Here is a 25024-nt window from a genome sequence, read left to right as displayed (position 1 = left end):
ACATATCAGGAGCAGCAGCGGCCCTTTTCTTTATTATCGGGCTGCCCCGCGTCCTTCCATGGATCTTCCCCTTCTTCCCATGCCTTGATATATTCATCGACAGTCATCACCTTGGCAAAGATGGTCATGTCTCTAAGCCCGGCTCTGTGCATTTCTTCGTCCTTTGATGCGCAGCAGTCCGATATGGCAATCACCTTGTACGCCCTATAGGAAGCATCCGAAGCAGTACTTCTTACGCAAACATTGGTCCATACCCCTGTTACTACAACCGTATCTATATTCTCTTCCCTGAGATATAGATCCAAATCCGTATACATAAAACCGCTGTGCCTTCTCTTGGGAATTACATATTCATCTCCAACCGGCTTAAGCTCATCGATTATCCGGGAGCCCCAGGTTCCGGCGACGGCATGGACAGGCCTTACTCTAAAATCCGCATCATGCTTCCTATGAGCCTCCTGGATATGGACGATATGGATATCTTCCGGCCTTGTTCTTCCATAATCCATCAACTTGCGCAATGCGGGGACAATCTTTTCTCCATCGGGACATCTTAAGGCTGCATTTTCCCCAATAAAGTCATTCAACATATCGATGACAAGAATGCAATGCTTTCCCATAAAAGCCCTCCTCTATTTATATTTATTTAAACAACTCATTTCAGCAGTTTGTTATCCTGTTGTCCTGACTGATAACGATTGCAGAGCTCCGGAGCTAAGACTTTGTAAGCTTGTATAGGGCTGCGTCAAAACTCGCATGCAGCGTCTATCATTACTGTTAAGACTCAAGTAAGTTATGAGATTTTCTAACTAACAGCATATAGGCTCAAACAGTTGACGCAGCTTTTCCTATACATCGCTAACAAACTCTAAGTCCCTTCGCAACGCACTCTTATATCAGTCAGACAACAAGCTACTGCAATAAAATCAAAATTTAATCTGCCTCGGCAGTTTGCTTATGGTCTGTCTTTTCACGAATCGTCCATAGCCGGGTTTTGCGATTATGCCTTTGCCGTCTTCATATACCAGGCTTCCCCTTACTATGGTTTTAACAGGCTTCCCTTTGAGCGTCATCCCATGAAGGGGAGTATATTTTGCCATTGTATACATCTTTTCTTGCTCAATAGTCCATTCTTTGTCCAGGTCGATTATGGTGAAATCCGCATCGGAGCCTATCTCCATGGATCCCTTTTTAGGGTATAGGCCATAGTGTATTGCCGGATTCTTGCATAGTATTTCAACCATTCTGCTCAGGCTTATTTTCCCTTTGTTATAGCCCTCACTCACTATCACGGGAACCATTGTTTCAACTCCCGGTATTCCCGGGAAGCTGTTCCATATGTTCATGCCCTCTGCACATTTCTCAGTAGAGATCTCATAAGGAGCATGGTCTGTGGCTATGAAATCAACACTTCCGTCTGTCACACCCTCCCAGAGCATTTCATTATCCTTTACAGTCCTCAAAGGTGGGGCTATCTTGGCAAAGCTTTCATATTTTGACATGGCATCCTGATAGTTGATGGTCAAATAATGAGGACAGGTCTCGGAAGTGACATCCAAGCCTCTCATCTTTGCATTTTTAACCAAAACCGCACCAATGCCCGTGCTCATATGAACTATATGCAGCCTTGCTCCCGTGAACTCTGCAAGGCTTATCCCCAGCTCAATGGCAACCTTTTCTGCCAGCTCAAGCCTTGCTTCGGCCCATGCAGGCCCATCCAGCCTGCCTTCATTTTTTAGCTTTTGGACATAGAAATCGCACATCGCATAGTTTTCTGCATGTATACCTATGGGCAAGCCTGTAGCTGCAACAGATTTAAAGGCTTCCAGCATTTCAGGGTCAGTAACTCTGGGATAAGTAGGCACAGAAGGCGTCATATATACCTTAAAAGCGCAAACTCCATAATCAGCCTGCTCCTTGACATTATGAAGCCAATTATTTCTTACGTCCTCTCCGGTGACTCCTCCCCACATGCCATAATCAACTATGGCTTTATCTGCAATCTGGCTCAGCTTATACTCCAGATTATCTACGCTTCTCACCGAAGGCACGCTGCAGCATGGCATGTCTATTATGGTGGTAACGCCTCCGCTGGCAGCGGCGGAAGTTCCCGTCAAAAAATTCTCCCTGTGGGTGAATCCCGGATCGTTGATATGTGTATGAGAATCTATACATCCGGGGATCACCAGCTTCTCACAGGCATCTATTATTTCCTTCGCCTGGATTTGTGCCTGTTCCATGAATCCTACTATAATTCCCTTATCCACCAGGATATCGACCTTCACTGTTGTGTCACCCTTTGGTATCATTGCGTTCTTGATCAATAAATCAATAGACATTTTCTTACCTCCTTTATTTTTGTGGAAGATTCCGTGCCAATCCGTGTTCTCCGGTCTCTCTTTTGTCGCATTTTTTTCTAAATCAAATCCAGAAGATGATTTTCCAATATCTGATTCCTATTAAAATTCTCCAGTCCTATGTAAAATTCCAAGGAATTTATCAGAGATTCAACGGGCACTACTCCCACCAGCTCACTGCCGATCACATTGATGCCATACCTTGACGCTTCAAGCTTCACAACCTCATAGGTGCGATACAGAGGTGTATTGACATAATCAAACATATTCATAGATACACAAACCTTGTCTCGTTCCTCAAACTTTAAACCTACCGATCTGACAGTAGTAAATCCGCCGCTCGGTCCTCTTACAATTCGGGCTATCTTCCTAGCGATTTCTAAATTTGAAGTATCTAAAATCACATTAAAAGCCACCAAGGGATTTGTCCCCGCGCTTACAATAGTCGCTCCGGCAGTGGGGTGCAATGCGGCAGGCCCGATATCAGGCTTTCTTTCATCTGTATGTGCAACTTCTTTAAGACCTTCATACTGGCCCTTTCTGATGAAGTCCAAATTTTTTCTCTCAATTTTTCTCGCATTCTCTCCCGTAAAATAAACAGGCACCTTAAACCTTTCATATACTTCCCTTCCTATCTCTTCCGCCAGTTCTACACATTCTTCTAGGGTAATATTTTTCAGAGGAAAGATGGGAATGGTATCCTGTGCGCCAATTCTGGGATGAGAGCCCTTTTGGTCCTCCATATTGATGAGTTCAATAGACTTTCCTGCCATATTGAGCAATGCTTCCTTAAGCGGCTTCGGCTCTCCGATTAAAGTTACGACAGTCCTGTTAAAGTCCGGGTCGGGATGGTAATCCACAAGCTTTACGCCTTTCACATTTCTAACTTCGTTTAAAATTTTCTCTATTGTTTCCTTGCGCCTTCCTTCGCTGAAATTGGGAACTGCCTGGATATATTGGGCCATTTTATACCTCCTAACAAAATTGATATTTGAACAGCAAATTATTTTAAATATTCCAAATATTAGTTCAATTTTTTGATGCTCAATACCTTTGGAGTAATTTTATAAAGAAATATATGATTTTTTTCCCAACCCATCCTTTTAGTTGTTAATATTTCACATGCAGTGATATGCATTTATCCATATATATGCTTGAGTGGGTCCCAAAATGTACAAGCTTTAAAAAATAACTTTTTTTGTTAAAAAGCAACAAAAATACTTTAAAACAAGCAGCGTTAATTACACTGGAATTATATAAAACAAACAACTTTAAAATATTTTCAAAATTTCAAAGGATTTATTCTTCTTTTGTCTAATTGAACCTGAAATCGGTATTTCTATGTGAAGGGGAGAATTATATGGCATGGAAGCTTTTAGATTTGTCACAAGAAATATATCAAGGTATGTCAATATTTCCTATGCACCAAAACACATTTATAATGACAAATATGACCCACGATGAAAATAGAGCAAAAACAAAAAGTAAGACCCTGGGTTTTTCTGCGAGAAATTTATTGATCAGTGAGCATTGCGGAACCCATACGGATGCAATCTGGGAATATGAGCCTTCAGGACCGACCATTGATAAAATGTCTCTTGAATATTTTTGGGGCAGCGCTATATGCTTGGACTTAAGCCATGTAAAAGCTGAACGCTTCATAACCCCAAAGGATTTGGAGGATGCGATGAGGAAGTCAAACCAGCAGATTGAAAAAGGTGATATCGTCCTTCTTTACACCGGACATTATGACAGAAACTTCAATACCGACAAATGGCAAACCTCTTATACCGGGTTGAACAAAGATGCCGCAGAATGGCTCGCAAAAAAAGGAGTAGTAAATATAGGGGTGGATGCGCCTGCTATTGACCACCCGGATGACTTGGATTTTTCAGGGCACTATATTTGCGGAAAGTACAATATGACAAATACGGAGAACTTATGCAATTTGCACTTGCTCATTAACAAAAGATTTCTTTTTTTCGGTCTGCCTCTCAAAATAAGAGATGGCTCCGGGTCTCCCATCAGAGCCGTCGCTTTGATTGAAGAATAGACAAACTGATGGCAGCCGGTCACTGGAACCGGCTGCCATTTTCTTCGATTATTTTCATTATTTTGAGCCCTACCTCTGCATTTAATCTGCTCTCGGGAGACTTCAAATCTATATTGGAAATCTCCTTGATCCTTTCCAGCCTATAGAGCACCGTATTATAATGAGTATACAAAGCTTCTGCCATTTTCCTTATATTCCCGTTATGCTCGAAATATGCTTTGAGGGTAGCTATGAATTCCGTATTCCTCGTTTTATCATACTCATATAAAGGTAGGATTGTATTTTCATAAAAAGCGACCAATTCATTTTTAATATTATCCTGGCTAAGTATTTTATAAACCCCTATATCATCAAAGTGCATAGCATTTCTTCCGCAGTTGTTTCCCAGCAGCATAGCTTTTCTTGCCTCCTGATAGCTTTTCCACAGCAATCTCACATTGGTGCAATGCCTTCCTATGCCTATGTTTACCTTGGTCTTTTGATACTTATGGTCAACCGCTTTGATTATCTTATCACCTATACGCCGCGCCTTTTTGCCCATTTCTTCTACATCTCTTGCTTCAGCGGATCTAAGTAAAATTATTATGCTGTCGCTCTTTTCGCCTATGATCGCTTTCTCATTTTCCTTTTTTAAGATTTCATCAATATCTTGAATAATACTATTCTTATATTGAGCGAAGATCTCACTGGGAGTCATCTGTTTATGCGCCGGAATTTTCTCCCTGCTCTCAATGCTGACTATCATCACAGTATGTCCGTCCTTTTCACTCCAGTCAAAAAAGGAACCCCTCTCAAAGGCAAGGTTTTGCATCGTTGTATCTCTGGAAAGCAGATTTTCTAAAAACTCCATCTTGTATCTGCTTTCTACCTGGTAAACGGACATCCTCTTTATTATCTCCAATGCGATAACCGCAGATGCGGTCTCAAGGGTTCTGTAGTCTATAGTTCCTATGGGCTTTAACATCTCCCACAGAAAAACATATCCATATATGTTTTCAGAAACCATGACGGGGAATAGAATGCGTTTTACAATCCTCCCATTGATATTATCAGCATAGCTTGTCAACTTTTTTATACCGTTCTGGGACAAGTTCTTAGTCCTGTCCTCATTATGCACAATAGAGAATAAATTGCTGTTTAATAATGAACTATCGGGAGAGCCATCGTCTCCGACACAACCGCCAAATATATTATCCCAGATGACAATGGGGTTTCCTATGGTTTCATAAAGCATTGCCGCTATATCCTGAAGGCCGCCGCCGGATAAAACCACATTCATCAAATTGTTATGAATATTTTCCATCCGTATGATCAAAGCGGTCTGTTTATTGAATATATGAGAAGATAAATTATCAGTTATATATGCAAAGGGCACATTGGGGTCTAATTCTATTAAAGGGAAATTGTACTTATCAGCAGCATCAATAAGCTCCTGGCTTATAGGCATATCCAAACCCCCGGCTTTCAAAGCCAACGCAGCCAAATTTTTATTATGAAGGTTTCCTATCAGATCATTGCTCAAGTCAGGCTTTGCCTTTAATGCCAAAGAAGTTGTTATTAGCAGTTCACCCTCAGAGACCCAGTCTATGCCTTCATGATCGGCCATGATGTTTAGCCTTACAATGATCCTGTCCAATCCTTCAGATCCGGCAATTACCTTTGATGTCTTTAAGGGTTCCAAGCCCATTGCTTCTCTGACTGTCATACCCTGCTCCTTAAGCATACTACCACCCCCATATATGAGTAAAATGCGAAGCTTGTTTTTAAATATTATAACATATATGGAAAGCTTTAGAAATAAAAATAAATCTTTATAGACCATGTAGTATCTGATAAAATTATTTAGGAAAGGGACACTGCTTCTCTTAATGTAAAGTATGGGACACACAATAGTGTGCCGAAAAAATGGTGGTAAAATGAAAGGATTGGAAAAATGCACTATATGTCCAAGAATGTGCATGATCAATAGAAATGATCATCCGGGTTATTGCGGAGTAAAAAATAAAATAAGGGCTGCAAAAGCATGCCTGCATAAATGGGAGGAGCCGTGTGTTTCAGGCATCAATGGGTCGGGCGCAATCTTCTTAAGCAATTGCAATATGAAATGCGTTTTTTGCCAAAATCATGATATAAGCCAAGAGGGCTTCGGAAAGGAAATATCAGTAGCAAGCCTGGCTGATATAATGCTTCGGCTTCAAAAAAATAACGCGCATAATATAAATCTTGTCAGTCCTACTCCTTATATATATCATATAAAGGAGGCTGTAAATATTGCGAAAAATAACGGTTTGGCCATACCTGTGATCTATAATTCAAACGGATATGAAAATACGGAGGCCTTGTCATGCCTGGAAGGCCTTATAGATATATACCTGCCTGATTTGAAATACTATGATGATAAATACAGCATTAAATATTCCAAAGCCCCCGGGTATTTTGAGCATGCCGCAAGTGCAATCCTTGAGATGTACAGGCAGGTCGGAAACCCTGTCGTTAACGATAACGGCATTTTAACCAAAGGGTTGATGATACGCCACATGATGCTTCCCGGGCTCTTGTTTGATTCAAAGAAAATTGTTGATTGGGTTATAGAAAATCTGCCCCCTGCAGTTTATTTAAATATTATGTGTCAGTATACTCCTATGTATAATGCTAAGGACTATACGGAAATAAATAAAAAATTGAACTACAAGCATTATGAAAGCCTTATAGACTATGCTGTATCAATTGGTCTTGAGAATGGATTTATGCAAGCTCAAGACAGTGCCGATGAGCAATATATACCTATCTTTGATCTGGGCGGAATAGAGTAAATGCTTTTGTTAGAATAAAGTGCTCAATATAGTATGGCAATGCTGCTGACCAAGTTTTGGGAGGATATAAAATGAACACTTCAGTAAGAGAGCTCTATAAGATAGGAAAAGAAAAAATGAACACTGATTATTATTGTGCTCTTGATGTTTTTATTCAAGTATATAATATGGCTATTGCAAATTCTGATAAAAAACTTCTCGGTGAGGTTTTATTAGACATGTGCTTTATCTACAGGAACTTGTCAGACTCTGTAAATGGATTCAAAACTGCAGAACATGCATTAATGTGTTTTGAAGAAATGGGCGATATAGAAGGACAAGCCAGAGCAAATAATTATTTTGGCATTTTCTGCTTTTATTCCGGCTTATTTCAAAAGGCTTTAAGATACTTTATGGCTGCTAAAGATTTGGTAGAAAGCAAAGACTGTCCTAAACTGTATCTTTCAATACTTTCTAATATAGGCGAAGTTCATATGGAAGCAGCGGATTATAATAATGCAATGCCTTATTATGAGAAAGCAGAGGCATTGGCGATGCTAAATCAAATAGATGTTTATCAAGCTGCAGTCCTAACGAATATCGGAAATATTCATCTCCTAAAGAATGATCTTGATAAAGCCTTAGATTATTTTACAAAATCTTTTTCACTTATTGATGCAAATAATGATATCATTTATTCAGGGGAATTGCTTAATAAAATTGGTATCATACATATGAAGAAAGGCAATTTGGACGCAGCAAGAGATTATTTTTATCAAGCCAAAGAAAGATTTGCAAGTATTGATAACAAATACTATCTTATAGATGTTTTGATTCAATTGTTTGATCTTGAATTACAGTCAAAAAGCAGCGATCCCTTACCATTACTTGATCAGGCGTATAAAATAGCTGTATCCTGCTCTGCTGACAAAAAGCTTGCTGAAATAGAAAAGCTATATCATGATTATTATGTCTCAATTGGAGAGTACAAAGAGGCCCTCAATCATTTTACTAACTATCACTATTTAGTAAGCAAAATCGAATCTATGAATTTGATTCATAGATTGGAAATTCTAAAATTAGAAAGTGAATTAGTGTACAAAATGCCTCCCAATGCCATGCTGAATGAAATAATCGAGAACCAATCCATCGAGAGTAAAAAAATTGTTGATTTATTGAAAAAGCAAAATTCGATTCTAATAAAGCAGGCAAATTACGATACTCTGACAAACATGCCTAATCGAAGGAACATAAACAGAAAGCTGGAGTCACTTACTAATCCCGACTTTGGAAAGTATCATGCACTTATAATGATAGACATTGATCATTTCAAATGGGTAAATGATGGTATGGGACACGCATATGGCGACATGTGCTTGGGAAAAATAGCCAATATATTATTAGAGGCTATGAACCAGGTAAAGGGGTTTGTGGGACGCTATGGCGGAGAAGAATTTATTTGTATAGTGGAAAACGTTGATATAAACCTGATTTATCATATTGCCGAACAACTTCGAATAAATGTGGAAGGTTCAAACATTCCTTATACATATGGAGAAAAACAGTTTAAAGTCACAATAAGTATTGGTTATACAGTAATTCTCGATTATATAAATGCTTCGATAAAAGAATATATTGAAATAGCAGATAATGCTCTGTATCAGGCGAAAAGTGCAGGTCGAAATTGTGTGCGAATGGCTTCATTGGATTGCCCTCACGCATGAATTGTTATTTCAATATATAACCGCCCTTGATGATCAAGAACGCATCCCCTTCTGCCTTGACACCTCTGCCGTCTTCTCTCGATGATATGAGCATATGGTTTAAAACTATGGCTTCTCCGCTTTGCAGATCCTTTGCTGCTGTTATATCGGAAAGTCCTCCGTTTTTCCCATATACTGCAGTAGTTTTCCCCGATCTGATTATTATTTCTGAGCCTTCTCCTGCAAGCAATATCTGACCTTTTTTCATTTGTACCACTTTAAAAGTCAGGGCGCTCTCCACCTTTTGCTTTAAATCCTGTATTTCTGCATCTTTTTTATCTATCAGTGCCTTATATTCTTCCATGCTTCCGGAATATTTCATCACTTCATTTTTAAGGCCTTCCGTCGTAGAATCTATATAATATTTGATCTGATCGATTTTCTTCTCCACAAAGCTCAATGTCACAATGGGATCACTCTCTGAACCGGGAATAGCTCCATCTGCCGAACCCAGTATTACAAAAGAAGTCAGAATAATTACCGCTGCTATTATTACTATTTTTGTTTTAGATATACAAAAGCTGATCTTCATTAATTTTCCTCCTATTTCCCGTTTTATACGATAGCTAACCGCCGCTAACTTACTATTCGACATTATAATAGAAAATCCTGTATATTTTTCAGATTTGTAATATTTGAAAAACAATAAAACAAAAAATAAGAAAAGGGCTTTCGCCCTTATATTGTATAATCAGCCAATCCAAAGCTTATTTGGATGCATTCATCCACTCTCTTCATAAGCTCATCTGATAGATGCCCAATCCTCTCCTTTAATCTTTTCTTATCTATTGTTCTTATCTGTTCTAAAAGAATAACAGAATCTTTAGTAAGGCCATATTCTTCCGCGCTGATTTCAATATGAGTAGGCAGCTTTGCCTTGTTAATCTGTGAAGTAATAGCAGCAACAATTATAGTAGGACTATATTTGTTGCCTATATCATTCTGAATAACAAGTACAGGTCTGACTCCTCCCTGCTCAGAACCAACAACGGGGCTTAAATCTGCATAAAAAATGTCGCCTCTTTTTACAATCACATTATTCACACTCCGCAAGCCTTGATTCATACCTGCATATAGTCTCATAATCAGCAGTAAGCCCAACCTCTGCTAGTGTAATATTTATCTCAGTCATCTCCAGATAACCTTTTTTCATGCTTTCTATAAAATTCATCCTTTTCATTTCGCTCAAATAAAATTTCATTGCTTTTCTCACGAACTCGCTTCTATTACATTGTTCAGTACAAATTATGTTGTCAACTTCCTTTAAAAGGCTATCAGGCAAACTGACGACTATTCTTTTACATTCAGCCACACTAGCACCTCCAGGTTTATCTATCGTCTTATCCAATATGTATGAAAATAATAATAAAAATATTCGTCCTCAAGACAACAGTGTTCTGAATTTATGCTAACCATATGTAGACTATTATATACCAACTTTTACATTTAAGCTATATATAATATTTACCAACATGCTGTCTTTTAAGGTTTTAATCTCCATAGGGGGAAATATGATTTACTATGTTTACTATTTTCCCATCTTTTACATATACTCTCGGAATCCTCTTGCCAATCATGCAAACAATTTCATAATTAATAGTCCCAAGCTTTTCTGCTATTTCATCTATGGAAATAAAGGAATTTTTTTGTTTGCCAAATAATACGACTTCATCCCCTACTTTTACATCCTCAATACCTGTAACGTCTATCATGCATTGATCCATGCATATCCTGCCTATTACCGGCACCCTGATGCCATTCACCAAGGCTTGAGCCTTTCCTGTCAGCATTCGGGTATAACCGTCCGCATAGCCCAATGGCAATGATGCAATTTTGGTTTTTTGGGAAGCTATAAATTTTCTTCCGTAGCTGACGCTCTCTCCGGCATCGATTTCCTTTACATGGGTGATTCTAGCCTTTAAAGACATAACCTGCTTCAGGTTTATTCCGTCCAATTCCACATCCTTTGATGGCGCAAGGCCGTAAAGTATTATCCCCGCCCTGACCATATCCAGATGCATTTGTGGGAGATCTATTATAGCCGCACTGTTTCCGCAGTGCTTCAGCCTGATAAATATTCCTTCCTTTTCCAGTTGGTCAGCAACCCGAATAAATTTGTCAAACTGCTCATTAGTATAGCTTTTATCCTTTTCATCCGCAATAGCAAAGTGAGTGAACATGCCTTCTATTATCAGATTAGGAAGATTATATATCTCTTTTATTTGGGCTGCTGCAGTCTCATCAGCCTTAAAACCTATTCTTCCCATGCCTGTGTCAAGCTTTATATGAACCTTTGCTGTCTTGTTTTGCCTCTGTGCCTCCATTGAAAGGCTCCTGGCCAATTCATAAGAATACACCGCTTGCTCAATATCATTGCCAACAATAGCCTTAGCCCTCTCAGGCTGAGTATAGCCTAAAATCAAAATTGGTTCCTTTATACCGGATTTTCTTAATTCCAGAGCTTCATCCAGCCCTGATACGGCAAATCTGTCCGCCCCGTTTTCCAACAAGGTTTGAGCAATATATTTTGCTCCGTGCCCATACCCATCAGCCTTTATGACGGCTGTCACTTGAGCACTATCCTTCGCCAGCCTTCTGATCTCCCTCATGTTATCGGCTAAGTTGTCTAAATTTATTTCCGCCCAGGCAGGCCTTATAAGATCAATATTGTACATCCATAAACCCTCCTTTGCATTTTCAATAATATTATAGCACTTGTATGTATATCTTTATCAAAATATTAAGAAAATTTTTGTTCTTCTATGTCGAATAGTGAATCGTCCGCTTCAGTGCCATATAAGAATGTTTTATACTCTACCTCTAATGTCTTTGAATCATCTTCAGCAAATACGTTTAAGAGCAATGGTTGAGCGTTCTTCGGATTTACATGCAGCAAGGCCTTTTTAAAATAGGGATTATTGCCTGCAATGCTGCATTGAAAAACATAATAATCTCTGCCATCCTTCTCTTCCACAGTCCATTTTGCATCCGGAGCATTTTTATAATTTTCAAGAAAAGCAGATAGAAAAGAGTTGTGTTCCTTAGTACCTGCAAAGGTATCGGATTTGAAAGGCTTATCAATACCCACATGAAAAATGCCGCATTGCCCGTTATTGTAGATCATTATTTGCTTCATCACCAGATTGTCATCATAAAACTCTATTCGGAATTTATCCGGTTTTTTATAATACTGCTTAAGATTGTAGTAAAATACGCTTCTGTTATTTTTAACAGCCATCCTTGCTTCGCTGCTGTAGCCGGGTGCATCTTCCATTTTTTTTAATATTTTTTCAGCGCTGGGTGCGGAAAACATGCATCCTCCAAGCAGCAAAGACACTATAACAATTATGGATAAAACCTTCTGCCGCATTAGAGACCTCCTCTACTTTCCCCCTATATCCATAATTGTATGCGGTATATATTTGATTATGTCAGAGGCAACCATTCCCCACTGTCCGTATTTCTCCGCTGCCCTGTCACCGGCGGCACCATGTATATATGCACCGCATGAAGCCGCTTCCATCGGGCTCATTCCCTGGGCCAAAAAGCTTGCTATTATGCCTCCGAGCACATCTCCGGAGCCTGCTGTGCCCATGCCCGGATTGCCGGTGGGGTTGATCCTGGTCTCTCCCCAGGGAGATGCAATGATCGTTCGATACCCCTTTAGTACCACGATCACCCTATACTTTTGCGCAAAGCTCTCCGCCGCCTCCAGTCTGTTTCCTTGAACCTCGCCTGTGCTGATACCCATAAGCCTTGCCATTTCTGCCGGATGAGGAGTTATTATGGTCGCTGACCGCCTTTGCAGCAAAATAGCCGGTTCTTCAGATATCACATTTAATGCATCCGCATCAAATATAGCAGGTTTATTGCAGCTTATCACCGCATCAAAAACAGCCTCTTTGACCTGAGAAGATGTTCTCAGGCCGGGTCCCATGAGAAAAACTGAGGCGTTGCGGAGTGCCGATATGATTTCTCCGCTGCTTTTTGAAGCCAGGCATCCCTCTCCATCATCCGTCAGCCCCCGGGTTATCACCACGGGTATCACACCCCGAACCGCATCAAATGAGCACAAAGGTACTGCCAGCTCTACAATTCCTGCTCCGCTCCGCAAGGCTGCCTTGGCGGCTAAAAGCCCTGCCCCTTCCATTCCTTTAGAACCTGCCGCTATCAATATTCTCCCGTAGGTCCCCTTATGTCCATGAGCCTTTCTGGGCTTGATGCAGCCGCTGACATAATCTCTGTCCGTCAAGTATCTGCTGATCCCTACTCTATCATAAGCCTGCTCAGGAATTGACAATCCGCATACCGCAAGCTCCCCGCAATAATAGGGGCCATCATTTATAACAAGCCCTATTTTAGGCAGCCCTAAAGCAACCGTTTTATTGGCTTTGATGCAGCTGCCTTCTGCAAAGCCGGTATCACAATTCAGGCCGGTGGGGCTATCTATGGAAAGCACGTATTTGCGCTGCTTGTTTATTTTATCTACTATTGTCTCATAATTGCCCTTAAGCCTTCCTTTAAAGCCGGTTCCCAGCATGGCATCGATAATCATATGGCTTCTGCCGAACATGATATCCAGGGCTTCTATATTTGAATCCTCCATGCTGAGAATAGGAATACCAAGCTTCTTTATTATGTTTAAGTTTATCAAAGCATCCCCGGTTATTTTTTTCTCGTCACCGCATATAAATACCACTGTTCTCCATCCCTTGGATGCGAGATGCCTGGCTGCGGCAAAGCCGTCGCCGCCGTTATTTCCGGTTCCGCAGATCAAAGAAGCCTCCCCCTCTTTAGGCAGGCGCCCTCCTTCCATCTCTTTTTCTATTTCTTTTACAATCCCTAAAGCAGCATTCTCCATTAAAACAATGCCGGATATGCTGAATTCTTTAATTGATACTTCGTCCGCGCATCTCATTTGCTCCGACAAGCATGCTCTCAATATCCATCCACCTCTTTTCAATAGAAATCTCAGCCACAGCTGTTGCGGTAGCATAATTCCTGCTGTGAGATATAGTTATGTGAATATCGCCTATATAGTTGCCATCAGCATAGTCTTTCACTTTTCCGTTCAATCTTACAAAGGGCTTTCCTTTGACATCCCTGATTATCTCGATCTCCTTCCATTTGAAATTGCGAAGACCGGTCCCTATGGATTTCAACACCGCTTCTTTAGCTGAAAAGCCTCCTGCAACATGTTGGGGGCTTAAAGCCTTGCCTTCCAAATATGCCAGCTCATCAGCAGTAAAAAGCCTGTCAGCGAACCCCGGATATCTCTCCATAGCTTTCTTTATCCTATCTATTTCAATTATATCTGTTCCTATTCCATATATGATCATTTTAATTCCTCCGATGCCTTAAGTCGTTAGAAATAATATTCTACATATAGTTAAAATTATCCTCCTAAAAAACATTACGGGGAGCCTATACTGAGACAGAATTATACTTTTCTATAAATCATAAAATTCTTTAGTATATTTATTTACTTTATATGTAGAAAAAGCCAAATGCTTATGATACTGTTTAGTATATAAGTATAATAATGATTCGCAATAGTAAACAGAAAGTGAACCCCATAATGCTGAACATTATATATACAAAACTGTTTTTATTGACCTTTTGTTACATTTCACACAAAGTTTAGATATGATCAGGGAGGTATAGATGAATACTGCTGAACTAAAGGAATGGTTATTACTAAATGGTGGTCCTGCAATACAATTAAATATTCAGTTTTCACAAAATACTAATAAAGTCATTGACATTAATGCTGTCTCATGTTTATTAGATATTCCCAACGTTAAATCGACCTTGGATTATATTGATGGCTTCAATACACAATCAAGAGATAAAAAAACACTTGAACACTTAATCCATTATTACAAAGACTCATGTATTGAAAAATTTTTCCCAAGGCTCATTGATTTAGGTTTTAGAGCTGGAATACCTGTATTTGACGAAAAAATGCAATTAATCAAAGAAATTTTTTTATATATGCTTAGTGAGAATTATGACTATTGCTATTATTACAGATTAATGCTGCATCAATATTTTTTTGTAGCTGGTTATGATTATCCGGAAGCAGTTAATTCAATGATGCAAAGGCTAAATAAAATACATATAGCAGCAAAAGAGCGTATCTATGAAATATACCAAGATAAGAGCAGCTTGCCGAAAGTGCCGCAGCACTGGATTGACCGCGGAGTACTCAAAGATGATTTAAACCCCTTCGATCAATCATCTGAAAAACCATTACCCACAATATATGATATTAAGGCACTAGCCTATTTCCCAAGTGTTTATAAAAATACAGAAGTACAAGAAAAAATTAATGATGTAATAAATTATATACTTGATCCCATCATCCAAAAGATACCTGAAGGCTATGGCTTATTATGGGTCAAAGACAGGCGGATATATCAGGCTTGTGGTTGGAGCCCAACCTTACCCCTTTATGAAAATTATGATCGCCCGCAACATCTGAGTACGAACGTTCTGCTTGACTACTTGGAAATAATGTCAAATTTTAAAGCAGCGCATAAATCAAAGTGGTTTATTGAATCATTAAACCACTTTGAGCAGTTTAAAGCAGAGAATGGTACATATATCTTTCCTAAAGATCATTTTAACAACAAATACATAGAAGAAGCATTTTTAAACAAAAAAAGCTTAAATTTAAGACCAAATGAACGTCAATATATTCTTTATGAATTAGTCAGCACTTTACGCATGTTAAGAATAATAGACAGGATTAATGATATTGAATAATAATATGATATCCTCATATAATCAAAATTTATCCGTCATCTAACCACCGCTAATATGCATTTCTTTAATAATACATTGAAAACAGCCGGTGCAAAATCTGCACCGGCCATAAAATTTTATTTAACCACTATATTGATCAATCTTCCTTTTACAACTATCACCTTGACTATCTGTCTGCCTAAAATAGCCTCCTTGACATCCTCATCAGCCATTGCTATCGCCTCAATCTCTTTTTGATCGCCGCTGGAAGGTACCATCACCCTAGATTTTACTTTGCCATTTATCTGGACCGCTATCTCAATCTCATCCTTTATGAGAGCCTTTGGATCCCATTTAGGCCATGCCTGGTTGAAGATCGAGTATTCATAACCAAGCTGCTCCCAAATCTCCTCTGTAAAATGCGGGGCAAAAGGCGCTAGTATTACCAATAAGTCAGCCAAAACTGCCTCAAAGAAATCAATATTTTTATTTTCTCCCTCCTGGTCGTACTTGTATAAGGCGTTTAAAAGCTCCATCATCCTTGCTATGGCCGTATTGAAATGGAACTCCTCAGTATCGGCCTCTACTTCCTTTATCGCTCTATGCCTCTCATAGTTCAAATCCTTCTCGAAAGCCGCCATATCGGTCTTGCTCTCATTGCCTCTCAGTTCGAGCACTCTCTCAGCTATTCTCTCGATCCTGTTCAAGAACCTTGCAACTGCCTTGATTCCTCCATCGCTCCAGGGGCCTCCTTCTTCATAGGCAAAACCGAACATGAGATATAATCTGAATACATCAGATCCGTACTCGCTGATAAAGCTATCGGGGGAAATGACATTACCCTTGGATTTACTCATTTTATTACCGTCAGGTCCCAGTATTACTCCCTGGTGTCTTAAAGATGTAAAGGGCTCGTCAAATTTCAAATATCCTAAATCCCTCAATGCCTTAGTAAAGAATCGGGCATACAAAAGATGCATTGCTGCGTGCTCTGCACCGCCCACGTATTTATCCACAGGCAGCATCTTGTCTATCCATTCCTTATTCCATGCCTCATCTGCATTCTTATTGTCCGGATATCTCAAGTAATACCAGGAAGAGCATACAAAGGTGTCTAATGTATCCGCATCTCTCTTAGCCGGCCCTCCGCATTTGGGGCAGGTGGTGTTTATAAACTCCTCACACTTTTTGAGCGGTGATTCTCCATCGGGAGTAAATTCTACATCATATGGAAGCAGCACAGGCAGATCCTTTTCAGGTACCGGCACTGTCCCGCAATGCTCACAGTAAACTACAGGGATAGGAGAGCCCCAATATCTTTGTCTGGATACCAGCCAATCTCTCAATCTGTAGTTTATCTTTATTTCGCCTTTGTTCTCTCTGGCCAGTTTATCTACGATCTTCATTCTGGCATCTGCAGATGTCATCCCGTCAAATTCACCGCTGTTGACCAATACTCCATAGTCTACATAAGGCAATGGAGCATCGCTGCCGTCAGCGCTTTCAATAACTCTCTTGATATGAAGATCAAACTTTTGTGCAAACTCATAATCTCTTTCATCATGTGCCGGCACTGCCATTACACATCCGGTACCATAGGTTGCCAGTACATAATCGGCAATCCATATGGGCAATCTTTCGCCGGTTATGGGATGAATGCTGCAGGCTCCTGTAAATACACCAGTTTTCTCTCTTGTAGTGGATAATCTGTCTACCTCGCTCTGTTTCTTCGCCCATTCTCTATATTCTTCTACTGAATTGCGGCAATCTCCGGACACAATTTTATCCACTATTGGGCTTTCAGGGGCCAGCACCACATAGGTTACTCCGCATAATGTATCCGCTCTGGTGGTAAAAACTTTGAAAGCTATATCGGAATTTTCAACTTTAAACTCTATTTCAGCGCCCTCTGATTTGCCTATCCAATTCTTTTGTATCTTTTTCGTTTTATCCGGCCAATCAAGGTCCTCCAATTTTTGCAAAAGCTCTTCTGCATAGGCTGTTATTTTAAAGAACCATTGAGTAAGATTCTTCTTGGTGACTTCCGAATCACATCTCTCGCAATGGCTGTCTATTACCTGCTCATTGGCTAAAACTGTCTGGCAGCTGGGGCACCAGTTTACAGGCGCTTCTTTTCTATAAGCAAGACCTGCATGGTAAAGCTGCAGGAATATCCATTGGGTCCATTTATAGTATTCGGGCAAACAGGTAACCACTTCATAATCCCAGTCAAACATCGCTCCAATTTCTTTGAGCTGTTTCTCCATTGTTTGAATGTTTTTCATGGTAGAATCATGGGGGTGTATCCCTGTTTTTATTGCATAGTTTTCTGCCGGCAGGCCAAAGGCGTCAAAACCCATAGGTTGAAATATCTCATAGCCCTGGAGCCTCTTGAATCTTGCCCAGGAGTCTGTAGGTCCGAAATTATACCAATGTCCTACATGAAGGTTTGCACCGGATGGGTAGGAAAACATCTCAAGACAATAAAGCTTCTTATCCACTCTATCAGGATTGAACTTATACAGCTTGGTTTCCTCCCATTTTTTTTGCCATTTCCTATCGACTTCTACGTTATACATGCTTATCACTCCATCCATATTGATAAAAAAATAAACCCCGTCTCCTGCAAAGAGACGGGGCAAACCGCGGTACCACTCTAATTGATCATCATTCAACACTGAACTAATCCACTTGAAGCCCTATAACGGCGGGCGCCGTCTTACCCTACTATTTTCAGGCAGCAGCTCCTGGGTGAGTTTGAAGATTGAACGCTGCCATTTTCCACCGTTTTATGGCTCTCTATAAGCTTCATATTCTTCTACTATTCCCATTCTTCACTTTTGTAATATTGTATGTGATTTTATCGCAAAATTTCATCTTTGTCAATATTTTTAGATTAATCTTGTGTATCAATATCATGTGGCTCAGTTGACATTGTAAACGCAACCTCTGCCCAGCTTTGTCATTGCATTCAATTTGTTAAACAAGATAGTGGCATTAAGTCTTACAATAAAAAGTTCAATAATGTACAAATAAAGAGGCGGAAGAATCGCATTTTGTAAACATAAAGAATAGTTTATAAGCCAGTATAACGCCATAATACAGGGCAACAACATATTACCCTGTATCCATTTCTATTATTAAAATGAATCTTTCTCCGTGCCTTATTATACAATTTTTAAATATTTTGTTATTGACTTACATATTTTACAACATTACAATCCCCTCTTTGACAGTTGAACAAAATAGAAATCCTGCAAAGCCTTGATACAAGGAATCTTGCAGGATTTAATATTGATGTAAAAAGTGCGTACTTTTTTTACTTTTTCGTATCTTTAAAAATTTTTTTCATCATATTTGTAGTAACAATCTGGTAGTCTGTTCGAAAATTAAAAGCATCATGAATAGCATCGGTAAAATCTGTTCTAGTGTAGGTTGGAACATACCCTTCGCCTTTAACTTCCAAAAAGCCCATATCTCTTAGCCCACTAATAATCTCATGGCATGTGTATTTTTCTTCGAGCTTCTTTTCAAGTAACCTGTAAATAATCAAAGATATAAAGCAAGTGGTGAAATGAGCTTCAATCCTGTCATCGTTTCTTAAGTACACAGGTCTTGCTTTGAATTCACTTTTCATAATTCTAAAGCATTCTTCAATTTCCCATCTTCTGTGATTTACTTTGATGATTTTAGATACATCATCCTCAAGGTTTGTACAAACTCCATAAAAACCATCGAAGGCTTCTTCTTTCTCTATGAGTGAAGAATCAATGCTATAGATCTCTTTTGCTGCGACTTCTCCATCCGGGGTATAGCTTGTTTTATGTATAAACCTTTTATAATCGTTAGGGTTGCATTTCTTGATTTTTATTGGGTTTGTATCTATAACCTTTCGGGCACGTTCTATTTGAGAACTACGAATTTTACGATGATAATCCCTATATCTAATAGAATAAGTTACAATCAGTCTTTGTTCAAAGCCATTTTCTTTGATCCAACGTTCCTTGTAAAAGACTGCAGCTTTTATTTTTGCTTTATCTTCAGTAGTAGCTTTATTTATCATCTCATCAAGCTTAGAAATGGCATAGGTTTTTTCGCTACCCGGGAGTTTCCAGCCATCTGGGTCAAGAGCCCATTTTTTTAGGTGTTCTTTTAATTTTTTTATAGACTGTGTTGTAATAAAGGCACGATCATCCTTGCTGTTAAACTTTCGATTATCTTCAGAAGCCAGTCCTGCATCGGTGCAGATGATAAATTTAGAAAGCTCAAAGTCAGAAATAATTTTCTTTTCCAATGGCTTCAAAGTCAACTGTTCATTCATATTTCCTCTGTTGATGCTAAACGCTAGAGGAATACCATCTCCATCCATAAATAAACCCATCTGAATGATTGGATTAGGCTTATGATCTTTAGAAGGGCCATATTGCTTATCTCCATCCTCTTGTTCAATTTCGAAAAAGTAATTGGTGCAATCATAGTAAAGTATACCGGTATTTCTTTTTGAAACTTTCAGGCTGTTTTCGTATAAACAAGATTGAATAAAATCAGTCTCCTTGGCGAGTACTTCAAGAGCTCGGTATATTTGATGCAAGTCAAAATTCGGCTGTTCAATAAACCTTTTAGAAAGCGCATAAGTTGCGAGTTTTGAAGAAGGGAAGATAACTCTGCCGTAGATTAATCTGGAAAGAATTGAATCCAGGTCAAAACCAAATTTATATTTTTGGGAAATATACTTGCAAATCTTATTAAGCTTTAGTTCATGATATATTTTTTGCAGGAATAGATACCCGCCGTTGAAGGAACGTTGTTCGCCTTTCGAAATAATTTTAGACTGTTCGAAAGGAACAAGTATTTTTCGTGTTTGTTCCTTTTCTTCTTCATTTAACCTTTTTATATATTCTTTAGCCCACTCATATGGATCTGCACCATTAAGTTTTTCTCTGAGTTCAATTTCGGTTCCAAGTTTCTCTACAATCTTGGAGGAATTTGATTGAGTTTTGCTATTATAAACAGATTTAATCACATAAAGTGAAGCCGCATTTTTAGATTTGGTTACCTTAAGTCTCATTTAAAATATCGCCCCCTTATCTTATATTATAACACAGTGCTATAAAGTGCGATATAATAAAATGAGAAAATTGACAAAAAAATAAGCCTGTTTCAGGGCTTTTAAGCATTTTTTCTTTATTCAACTGTCAAAGATCCGAAATGAATCTTTCTCCGTGCCTTATTATACAATTTTTAAATATTTTGTTATTGACTTACATATTTTACAACATTACAATAATGTTTAGAGAGCAGTATATTAGATAAAATAGGAGTTGAATATTGTGGGATTTCTGAATGTATGTGGGCGGAAGCTGCTTCCTGCTGTTTGTGGTTTAGTTTTACTTATGCCTGTTATGGGATATTCATCTCAATTTGTACCCACTCAAAAGCATACGGACTTAAAAAGCATTGCCGCTATTCAATTATCTTCTCAAACTGTAAAAGCATTGTCTGCCAGCAAACAAATAACTGATGAAGATACTATAAACATCGAAGCATATCGAAAGTACTTTTCTAATGAAAATGAATTTGAAAAATTTCGATTAAAACTACTAAATGACAAACTAATATATTCAAATTCAAGTGAATATAAAGAATATGTTGAACGTGAACTGCGCCATGTCACCCTGCCTTTAACCGTGGAATATTCATTTGACAATATTACTATTGCTGCTAGCCGTCCTAAAGGTATACCTGCCCACAACCAGGTCGGCAAGATAGACATAAAGCTGGATAACAACACCATATATACGATCGAAGATGATCTATCATACTTTTGGTATTGGTTTACCGGAGATCAACCTAACATAAAGCCGGAAGCCGGGCTTTTTTACGGTCAAGATAAAAAACCATATATATTTCTGACATACTTTTTACCGGGAAACCAGCACTATTTTCCATCGAAATGTTACATATTCCGATTAGAAGATGGTATGCCTGTTGTTATTTGTATGTTGAACGAAGAAAAGGCAAATATCTCGCTTGCTGGTGACTCCTATCACATAAAAAGTGATTTCTTCAATGTAGACGAATATTTAAAACCTGCGCATCCCCGTGGAGATTTGGGTAAAGCTGAGTTTGAAGATGCAAAACTATATGAATTATTTGATTTTGACAATGACGGACATAAAGAAATATTGTATTCCAATAGCATTAACTATAACGAAAAGCCTATTCTATGTTATTTGTTTAGTATGCTGCATGTCAATGAAAAGGGGAGTTTAGAACCGCTGTGGACATATTTAGCGGATGATTTTGATCGTTTAATACTTATAAAGATTGACCGTGATGGTATTTCCAAGAGTGAATTAAAAGCCAATGTAGAAGAGTTTTTATCAGAAGATATGGACATTAAAGAATTTGATACTAGGCTGGACAATTTGATTAAGAAAGGAATCATATACATTGATGATTCCGGCTTGCTTAGACTTAAGTGCCATTAATAGCATATACCGAATATCAATTTAATATAATATAGTCTAAATAGTCCATAATCAAAAGTATATTTTAGCCAATTCCAGGACATATAAAGCCACGAGTATCATATGATTACTCGTGGCTCAGACTGAAGACAAAGCAAAATATAATGAAAGAATCCTTGAATACAAAAAGGATTCTCTTGTTTTTTGTCGAATATATACAGTAAAAAATATTAGCGATGTGTTAGAACGCTTAATACAGTTTGAAATATTTTACATGGATCAGCAAATAAATCGGATAAGCTTATCCTTCAATCCTTCAGCAAGCTTTCATCCAGTTTATCCATTTCATCTACGCCAACAATGCCGTGCAAATATGAATAAAGCCTGTTAACCCGCTCGTCCACGTCCACTTTTTTCTGAATGAGCTCCATCAGGGCTTCTCTGATCCTGCTTATTTCCTGCTGCATATCATCGGCCTCCTGTTTGCTTTCATTGATAAGCTCATAGGTTCTTTTCACAGTTTCTTTCAATAGTATGGCATTTTCTTTGTCTATTGTGGAAGGCAATGCCTCAAGCTCTTCCAATATCAAAGGTATCCTTTGGTTTATATGCAGGATCTCTTTTTGGGATTCTTTCAGTGGTCCTAAAAAGGCTTCATTATTATTTTCATTGAGTTCGTTTGAAATATGTAGTATTTTATTCATCGAAATCTTTTTTCTTTTTTCCAGTTCCTTAAGCTCTTGCTCCAGATTTTTTTCCTTTGCGAGAAGCTCTTCCAGCTTTGTTATCGATTTCTGCATGCTTCTTGATTTAAAATTAGAAAACAGTTGTATCCATTCAGGGGTATAAATCAAAATAGGAATTTTATTTTTTCTTACCATGGCACCATCTATATCAGGTTCTTTCAAAATCATCACCCTGCTTCCCAATAATCTCCAAATCCTTTATCAATATTAATAATAGCACAAGAGCAAATTTGAGTATATAGTAGCATATACTCAAAAAGGAAGTCCAAAAGGACTTCCTTGCAATGGAAAATTATTTTATATATGTGTAGATCAAGTCAGGATCTGCTCCCACCAAAGACCTTACATAATTAACTAGTTTATCTGATTGTACATATGCATTGCAGCCCCAAAATATAGGAACAATAGGCAGCTCATCTAAAAGTATTTTTTCGGCTTCAAATAATTTTTCACCCCGCAGCTTTAGATCCGGCGTAGACTTAGCCGCCTTAACCATATCATCAAAAGCTGTATTGCTGAATCTGCCTCTATTTACCCCATTTCCGGTTAAGTATACATCGATATAGGTCATAGCATCATCATAATCAGGGAACCAGTTGCCATAGGCGATATCAAAATCGCCATCATCAAGCAATTGGAAATATTGTTTTTTGGGTACCTGAACTATCTCAGTTCTTACGCCTAAAGTCTTTGAAAGCATATCCTGTACTGCTTCCATGTGAGTTCTTCTTATTGCATCATCTCTTGTTAGAAGCTTAAATGTAGGCAATTTTTCTACTGTCGTGTTCAGTTCTTTCAAAGCCAGCCCTAAATACTCTTTTGCCTTTGCCTCATCAGCCTTAAGGGGAAGTGGATCATAAGGCGATTCGGCTGTATACTTATCACTAACACCTGCAATTATCGGAGGAACATATCTGGTCGCCGGCAGTGCTCCATTTTTGGCTACTGATTTTGCAAAATCCTCTCTATTTATAGCGTATGATATCGCTTTCCTGAAATTTTTATTATTAAGAATCCCGAACATATTTTTATCCTTGTTATTAAAGTTAAAGGATAGATAATAAGCGCCTCCATTAGGCATAAACTTTGCTTCACCTTTTTGTATATAAATCTCACTCATATCACTTGGTATTGATGCGGAAAGCAACTCTCCGGTGTCATATAAGCTAATAGCCGTTTTGGGATCAGGTATGATTACAAGATCTATTAAATCTGCTTTAACTTTATCTTTATCCCAGTAATTTTCATTTTTAGCAAGAACAATTTTCTCCTCATGCTTCCATTCTTGAACAACAAAAGGACCATTATAAACCATTTTGTCTGCTCCTGAAGAAAACTCCTCTCCGTATTTTTCAACTATGTCTTTGCGTGATGGCCAATAAGGTAAAAATCCGAGAATTCTCAAAAAATATCCTGTAGGAGCCTCCAATTGTATTTCAAGAGTTTTTTCATCTATAGCCTTCACTCCTACTTCAGCTTTTTCAACTTCATTTTTATAGAATTTTTCTCCGTTTTTAATTAAGAAGCCCATTATTTCAGAGTAAGCTCCAGCAGTATTAGGATCAAGCAGCCTTATTATTGAATATTCAAAGTCTTGGGCTTTCACGACAGTGCCATCGCTCCACTTTGCATCCCTTAAATGGAAAGTATAGGTTATACCGTCTGAGGAAACCTCCCAACTTTCCGCCATACCCGGTTGTATTTTTCCATCATACACTCTGGTCAAGCCTTCTAAAGTATGTCCTAAAACAAAAATCGATGTCAAATCACTGCCTTTTTGAGGGTCCATTTGCGGTGGCTCAGCATCCAAAGATAGATTAAGAACCATTTTCTCATCTGCTGGTCCTTGGCCTTCTGGCTGCGCATTATCCGTAGGAGAGACTTTAGGACTACATGCTGTAAAAACTAAGCTGATAATAAGCAACATGTAAACAACAAGCAACAAAGTTTTTCTTTTCATCATATTTCCCCCTCTTAATTTTATTGGCTTATATATTACGTGAATATATAACAGATAGAAAAAATGTTTAATAAAAATCCAGTAGAAAATAAAGACTATTTTCTACTGGATTTTGAACACTTGGAATTGTATCCAA

20 protein-coding genes and 1 other annotated feature are annotated in these 25024 nt (G+C 38.5%); of the genes, 5 read left to right on the top strand and 15 right to left on the bottom strand.

Annotation, left to right across the window (positions count from 1 at the left end):
• Positions 1–5 precede the first annotated feature (5 nt).
• The 3 genes from AC4HCY_RS08760 to ftcD all read right to left on the bottom strand — a co-directional run bounded on the left by AC4HCY_RS08760 (position 6) and on the right by ftcD (position 3322).
• A complete protein-coding gene (locus AC4HCY_RS08760; RefSeq protein WP_491095869.1) occupies positions 6–620 on the bottom strand; it encodes a cysteine hydrolase family protein in 615 nt (204 codons plus the stop codon).
• Positions 621–926: 306 nt separating this feature from the next.
• Positions 927–2339 carry an allantoinase AllB gene (gene allB / locus AC4HCY_RS08755; protein WP_323431920.1) on the bottom strand — a complete coding sequence of 471 codons (1413 nt, stop codon included), beginning with the start codon at positions 2337–2339 and terminating at the stop codon, positions 927–929.
• 77 nt (positions 2340–2416) lie between these two features.
• Positions 2417–3322, bottom strand: a complete 906-nt coding sequence (gene ftcD / locus AC4HCY_RS08750) for a glutamate formimidoyltransferase (RefSeq protein WP_491095868.1) — start codon at positions 3320–3322, stop codon at positions 2417–2419.
• A 395-nt stretch (positions 3323–3717) separates the two neighbouring features.
• Between ftcD and AC4HCY_RS08745 the strand changes: the two genes are divergently transcribed.
• Positions 3718–4410 (top strand): cyclase family protein, encoded by a 693-nt coding sequence (locus AC4HCY_RS08745; protein WP_491095867.1) that lies wholly within the window; start codon positions 3718–3720, stop codon positions 4408–4410.
• Between the two features lie 19 nt (positions 4411–4429).
• Here AC4HCY_RS08745 and AC4HCY_RS08740 read toward each other — a convergent pair whose 3' ends face one another.
• Positions 4430–6133 (bottom strand): PucR family transcriptional regulator, encoded by a 1704-nt coding sequence (locus AC4HCY_RS08740; protein ID WP_491095866.1) that lies wholly within the window; start codon positions 6131–6133, stop codon positions 4430–4432.
• Between the two features lie 193 nt (positions 6134–6326).
• On the opposite strand from AC4HCY_RS08740, the gene AC4HCY_RS08735 reads away from it, so the two are divergent.
• Both AC4HCY_RS08735 and AC4HCY_RS08730 read left to right on the top strand, forming a co-directional pair.
• On the top strand, positions 6327–7223 hold the full coding sequence (locus AC4HCY_RS08735) for a radical SAM protein (protein WP_491095865.1): 897 nt from the start codon (positions 6327–6329) through the stop codon (positions 7221–7223).
• A 71-nt stretch (positions 7224–7294) separates the two neighbouring features.
• The gene (locus AC4HCY_RS08730; protein ID WP_491095864.1) at positions 7295–8926 is read left to right on the top strand and encodes a diguanylate cyclase domain-containing protein; all 1632 of its coding nucleotides are present in this window, start codon (positions 7295–7297) and stop codon (positions 8924–8926) included.
• Between the two features lie 4 nt (positions 8927–8930).
• Here the strand turns inward: AC4HCY_RS08730 and AC4HCY_RS08725 are convergent, their stop codons facing one another.
• The 7 genes from AC4HCY_RS08725 to acpS all read right to left on the bottom strand — a co-directional run bounded on the left by AC4HCY_RS08725 (position 8931) and on the right by acpS (position 14304).
• Positions 8931–9497: a hypothetical protein gene (locus AC4HCY_RS08725; protein ID WP_323431914.1), complete on the bottom strand. Its 567-nt coding sequence runs from the start codon at positions 9495–9497 to the stop codon at positions 8931–8933.
• Between the two features lie 146 nt (positions 9498–9643).
• Positions 9644–10000, bottom strand: a complete 357-nt coding sequence (locus AC4HCY_RS08720; RefSeq protein WP_255227057.1) for a type II toxin-antitoxin system PemK/MazF family toxin — start codon at positions 9998–10000, stop codon at positions 9644–9646.
• A 1-nt stretch (position 10001) separates the two neighbouring features.
• On the bottom strand, positions 10002–10277 hold the full coding sequence (locus AC4HCY_RS08715; RefSeq protein WP_255227058.1) for a CopG family ribbon-helix-helix protein: 276 nt from the start codon (positions 10275–10277) through the stop codon (positions 10002–10004).
• Positions 10278–10455: 178 nt separating this feature from the next.
• Complete coding sequence (gene alr / locus AC4HCY_RS08710; protein ID WP_323431913.1) at positions 10456–11640, bottom strand: alanine racemase; 1185 nt, start codon at positions 11638–11640, stop codon at positions 10456–10458.
• A gap of 65 nt (positions 11641–11705) precedes the next feature.
• Positions 11706–12335 (bottom strand): hypothetical protein, encoded by a 630-nt coding sequence (locus AC4HCY_RS08705; RefSeq protein ID WP_323431912.1) that lies wholly within the window; start codon positions 12333–12335, stop codon positions 11706–11708.
• A gap of 12 nt (positions 12336–12347) precedes the next feature.
• The gene (locus tag AC4HCY_RS08700) at positions 12348–13907 is read right to left on the bottom strand and encodes an NAD(P)H-hydrate dehydratase (protein ID WP_491095863.1); all 1560 of its coding nucleotides are present in this window, start codon (positions 13905–13907) and stop codon (positions 12348–12350) included.
• Positions 13855–14304 (bottom strand): holo-ACP synthase, encoded by a 450-nt coding sequence (gene acpS / locus AC4HCY_RS08695; protein ID WP_323431910.1) that lies wholly within the window; start codon positions 14302–14304, stop codon positions 13855–13857. Before acpS ends, AC4HCY_RS08700 begins: the two co-directional genes overlap by 53 nt.
• 325 nt (positions 14305–14629) lie before the next feature.
• Here acpS and AC4HCY_RS08690 point away from each other — a divergent pair, with 325 nt between their 5' ends.
• Positions 14630–15733 (top strand): hypothetical protein, encoded by a 1104-nt coding sequence (locus tag AC4HCY_RS08690; RefSeq protein WP_491095862.1) that lies wholly within the window; start codon positions 14630–14632, stop codon positions 15731–15733.
• 116 nt (positions 15734–15849) lie between these two features.
• Here the strand turns inward: AC4HCY_RS08690 and leuS are convergent, their stop codons facing one another.
• Together leuS and AC4HCY_RS08680 are read right to left on the bottom strand one after the other, a co-directional pair.
• A complete protein-coding gene (gene leuS, locus AC4HCY_RS08685; protein ID WP_491095861.1) occupies positions 15850–18291 on the bottom strand; it encodes a leucine--tRNA ligase in 2442 nt (813 codons plus the stop codon).
• A gap of 47 nt (positions 18292–18338) precedes the next feature.
• Positions 18339–18556 (bottom strand) — a binding site (T-box leader).
• 475 nt (positions 18557–19031) lie between these two features.
• A complete protein-coding gene (locus AC4HCY_RS08680) occupies positions 19032–20780 on the bottom strand; it encodes an IS1634 family transposase (RefSeq protein WP_491095327.1) in 1749 nt (582 codons plus the stop codon).
• Positions 20781–21042: 262 nt separating this feature from the next.
• Between AC4HCY_RS08680 and AC4HCY_RS08675 the strand changes: the two genes are divergently transcribed.
• Positions 21043–22203: a hypothetical protein gene (locus AC4HCY_RS08675; RefSeq protein WP_323432453.1), complete on the top strand. Its 1161-nt coding sequence runs from the start codon at positions 21043–21045 to the stop codon at positions 22201–22203.
• Positions 22204–22490: 287 nt separating this feature from the next.
• Here the strand turns inward: AC4HCY_RS08675 and AC4HCY_RS08670 are convergent, their stop codons facing one another.
• Together AC4HCY_RS08670 and AC4HCY_RS08665 are read right to left on the bottom strand one after the other, a co-directional pair.
• Complete coding sequence (locus tag AC4HCY_RS08670) at positions 22491–23096, bottom strand: hypothetical protein (protein WP_323432454.1); 606 nt, start codon at positions 23094–23096, stop codon at positions 22491–22493.
• A gap of 124 nt (positions 23097–23220) precedes the next feature.
• Complete coding sequence (locus AC4HCY_RS08665) at positions 23221–24891, bottom strand: peptide ABC transporter substrate-binding protein (RefSeq protein ID WP_491095860.1); 1671 nt, start codon at positions 24889–24891, stop codon at positions 23221–23223.
• Positions 24892–25024: the final 133 nt, after the last annotated feature.

This window comes from Lutispora sp. QWL-02 (assembly GCF_058315355.1).
The sequence above is the reverse complement of the archived record's forward strand: the minus strand, read 5'-3'. Positions and strand labels throughout refer to the sequence as shown.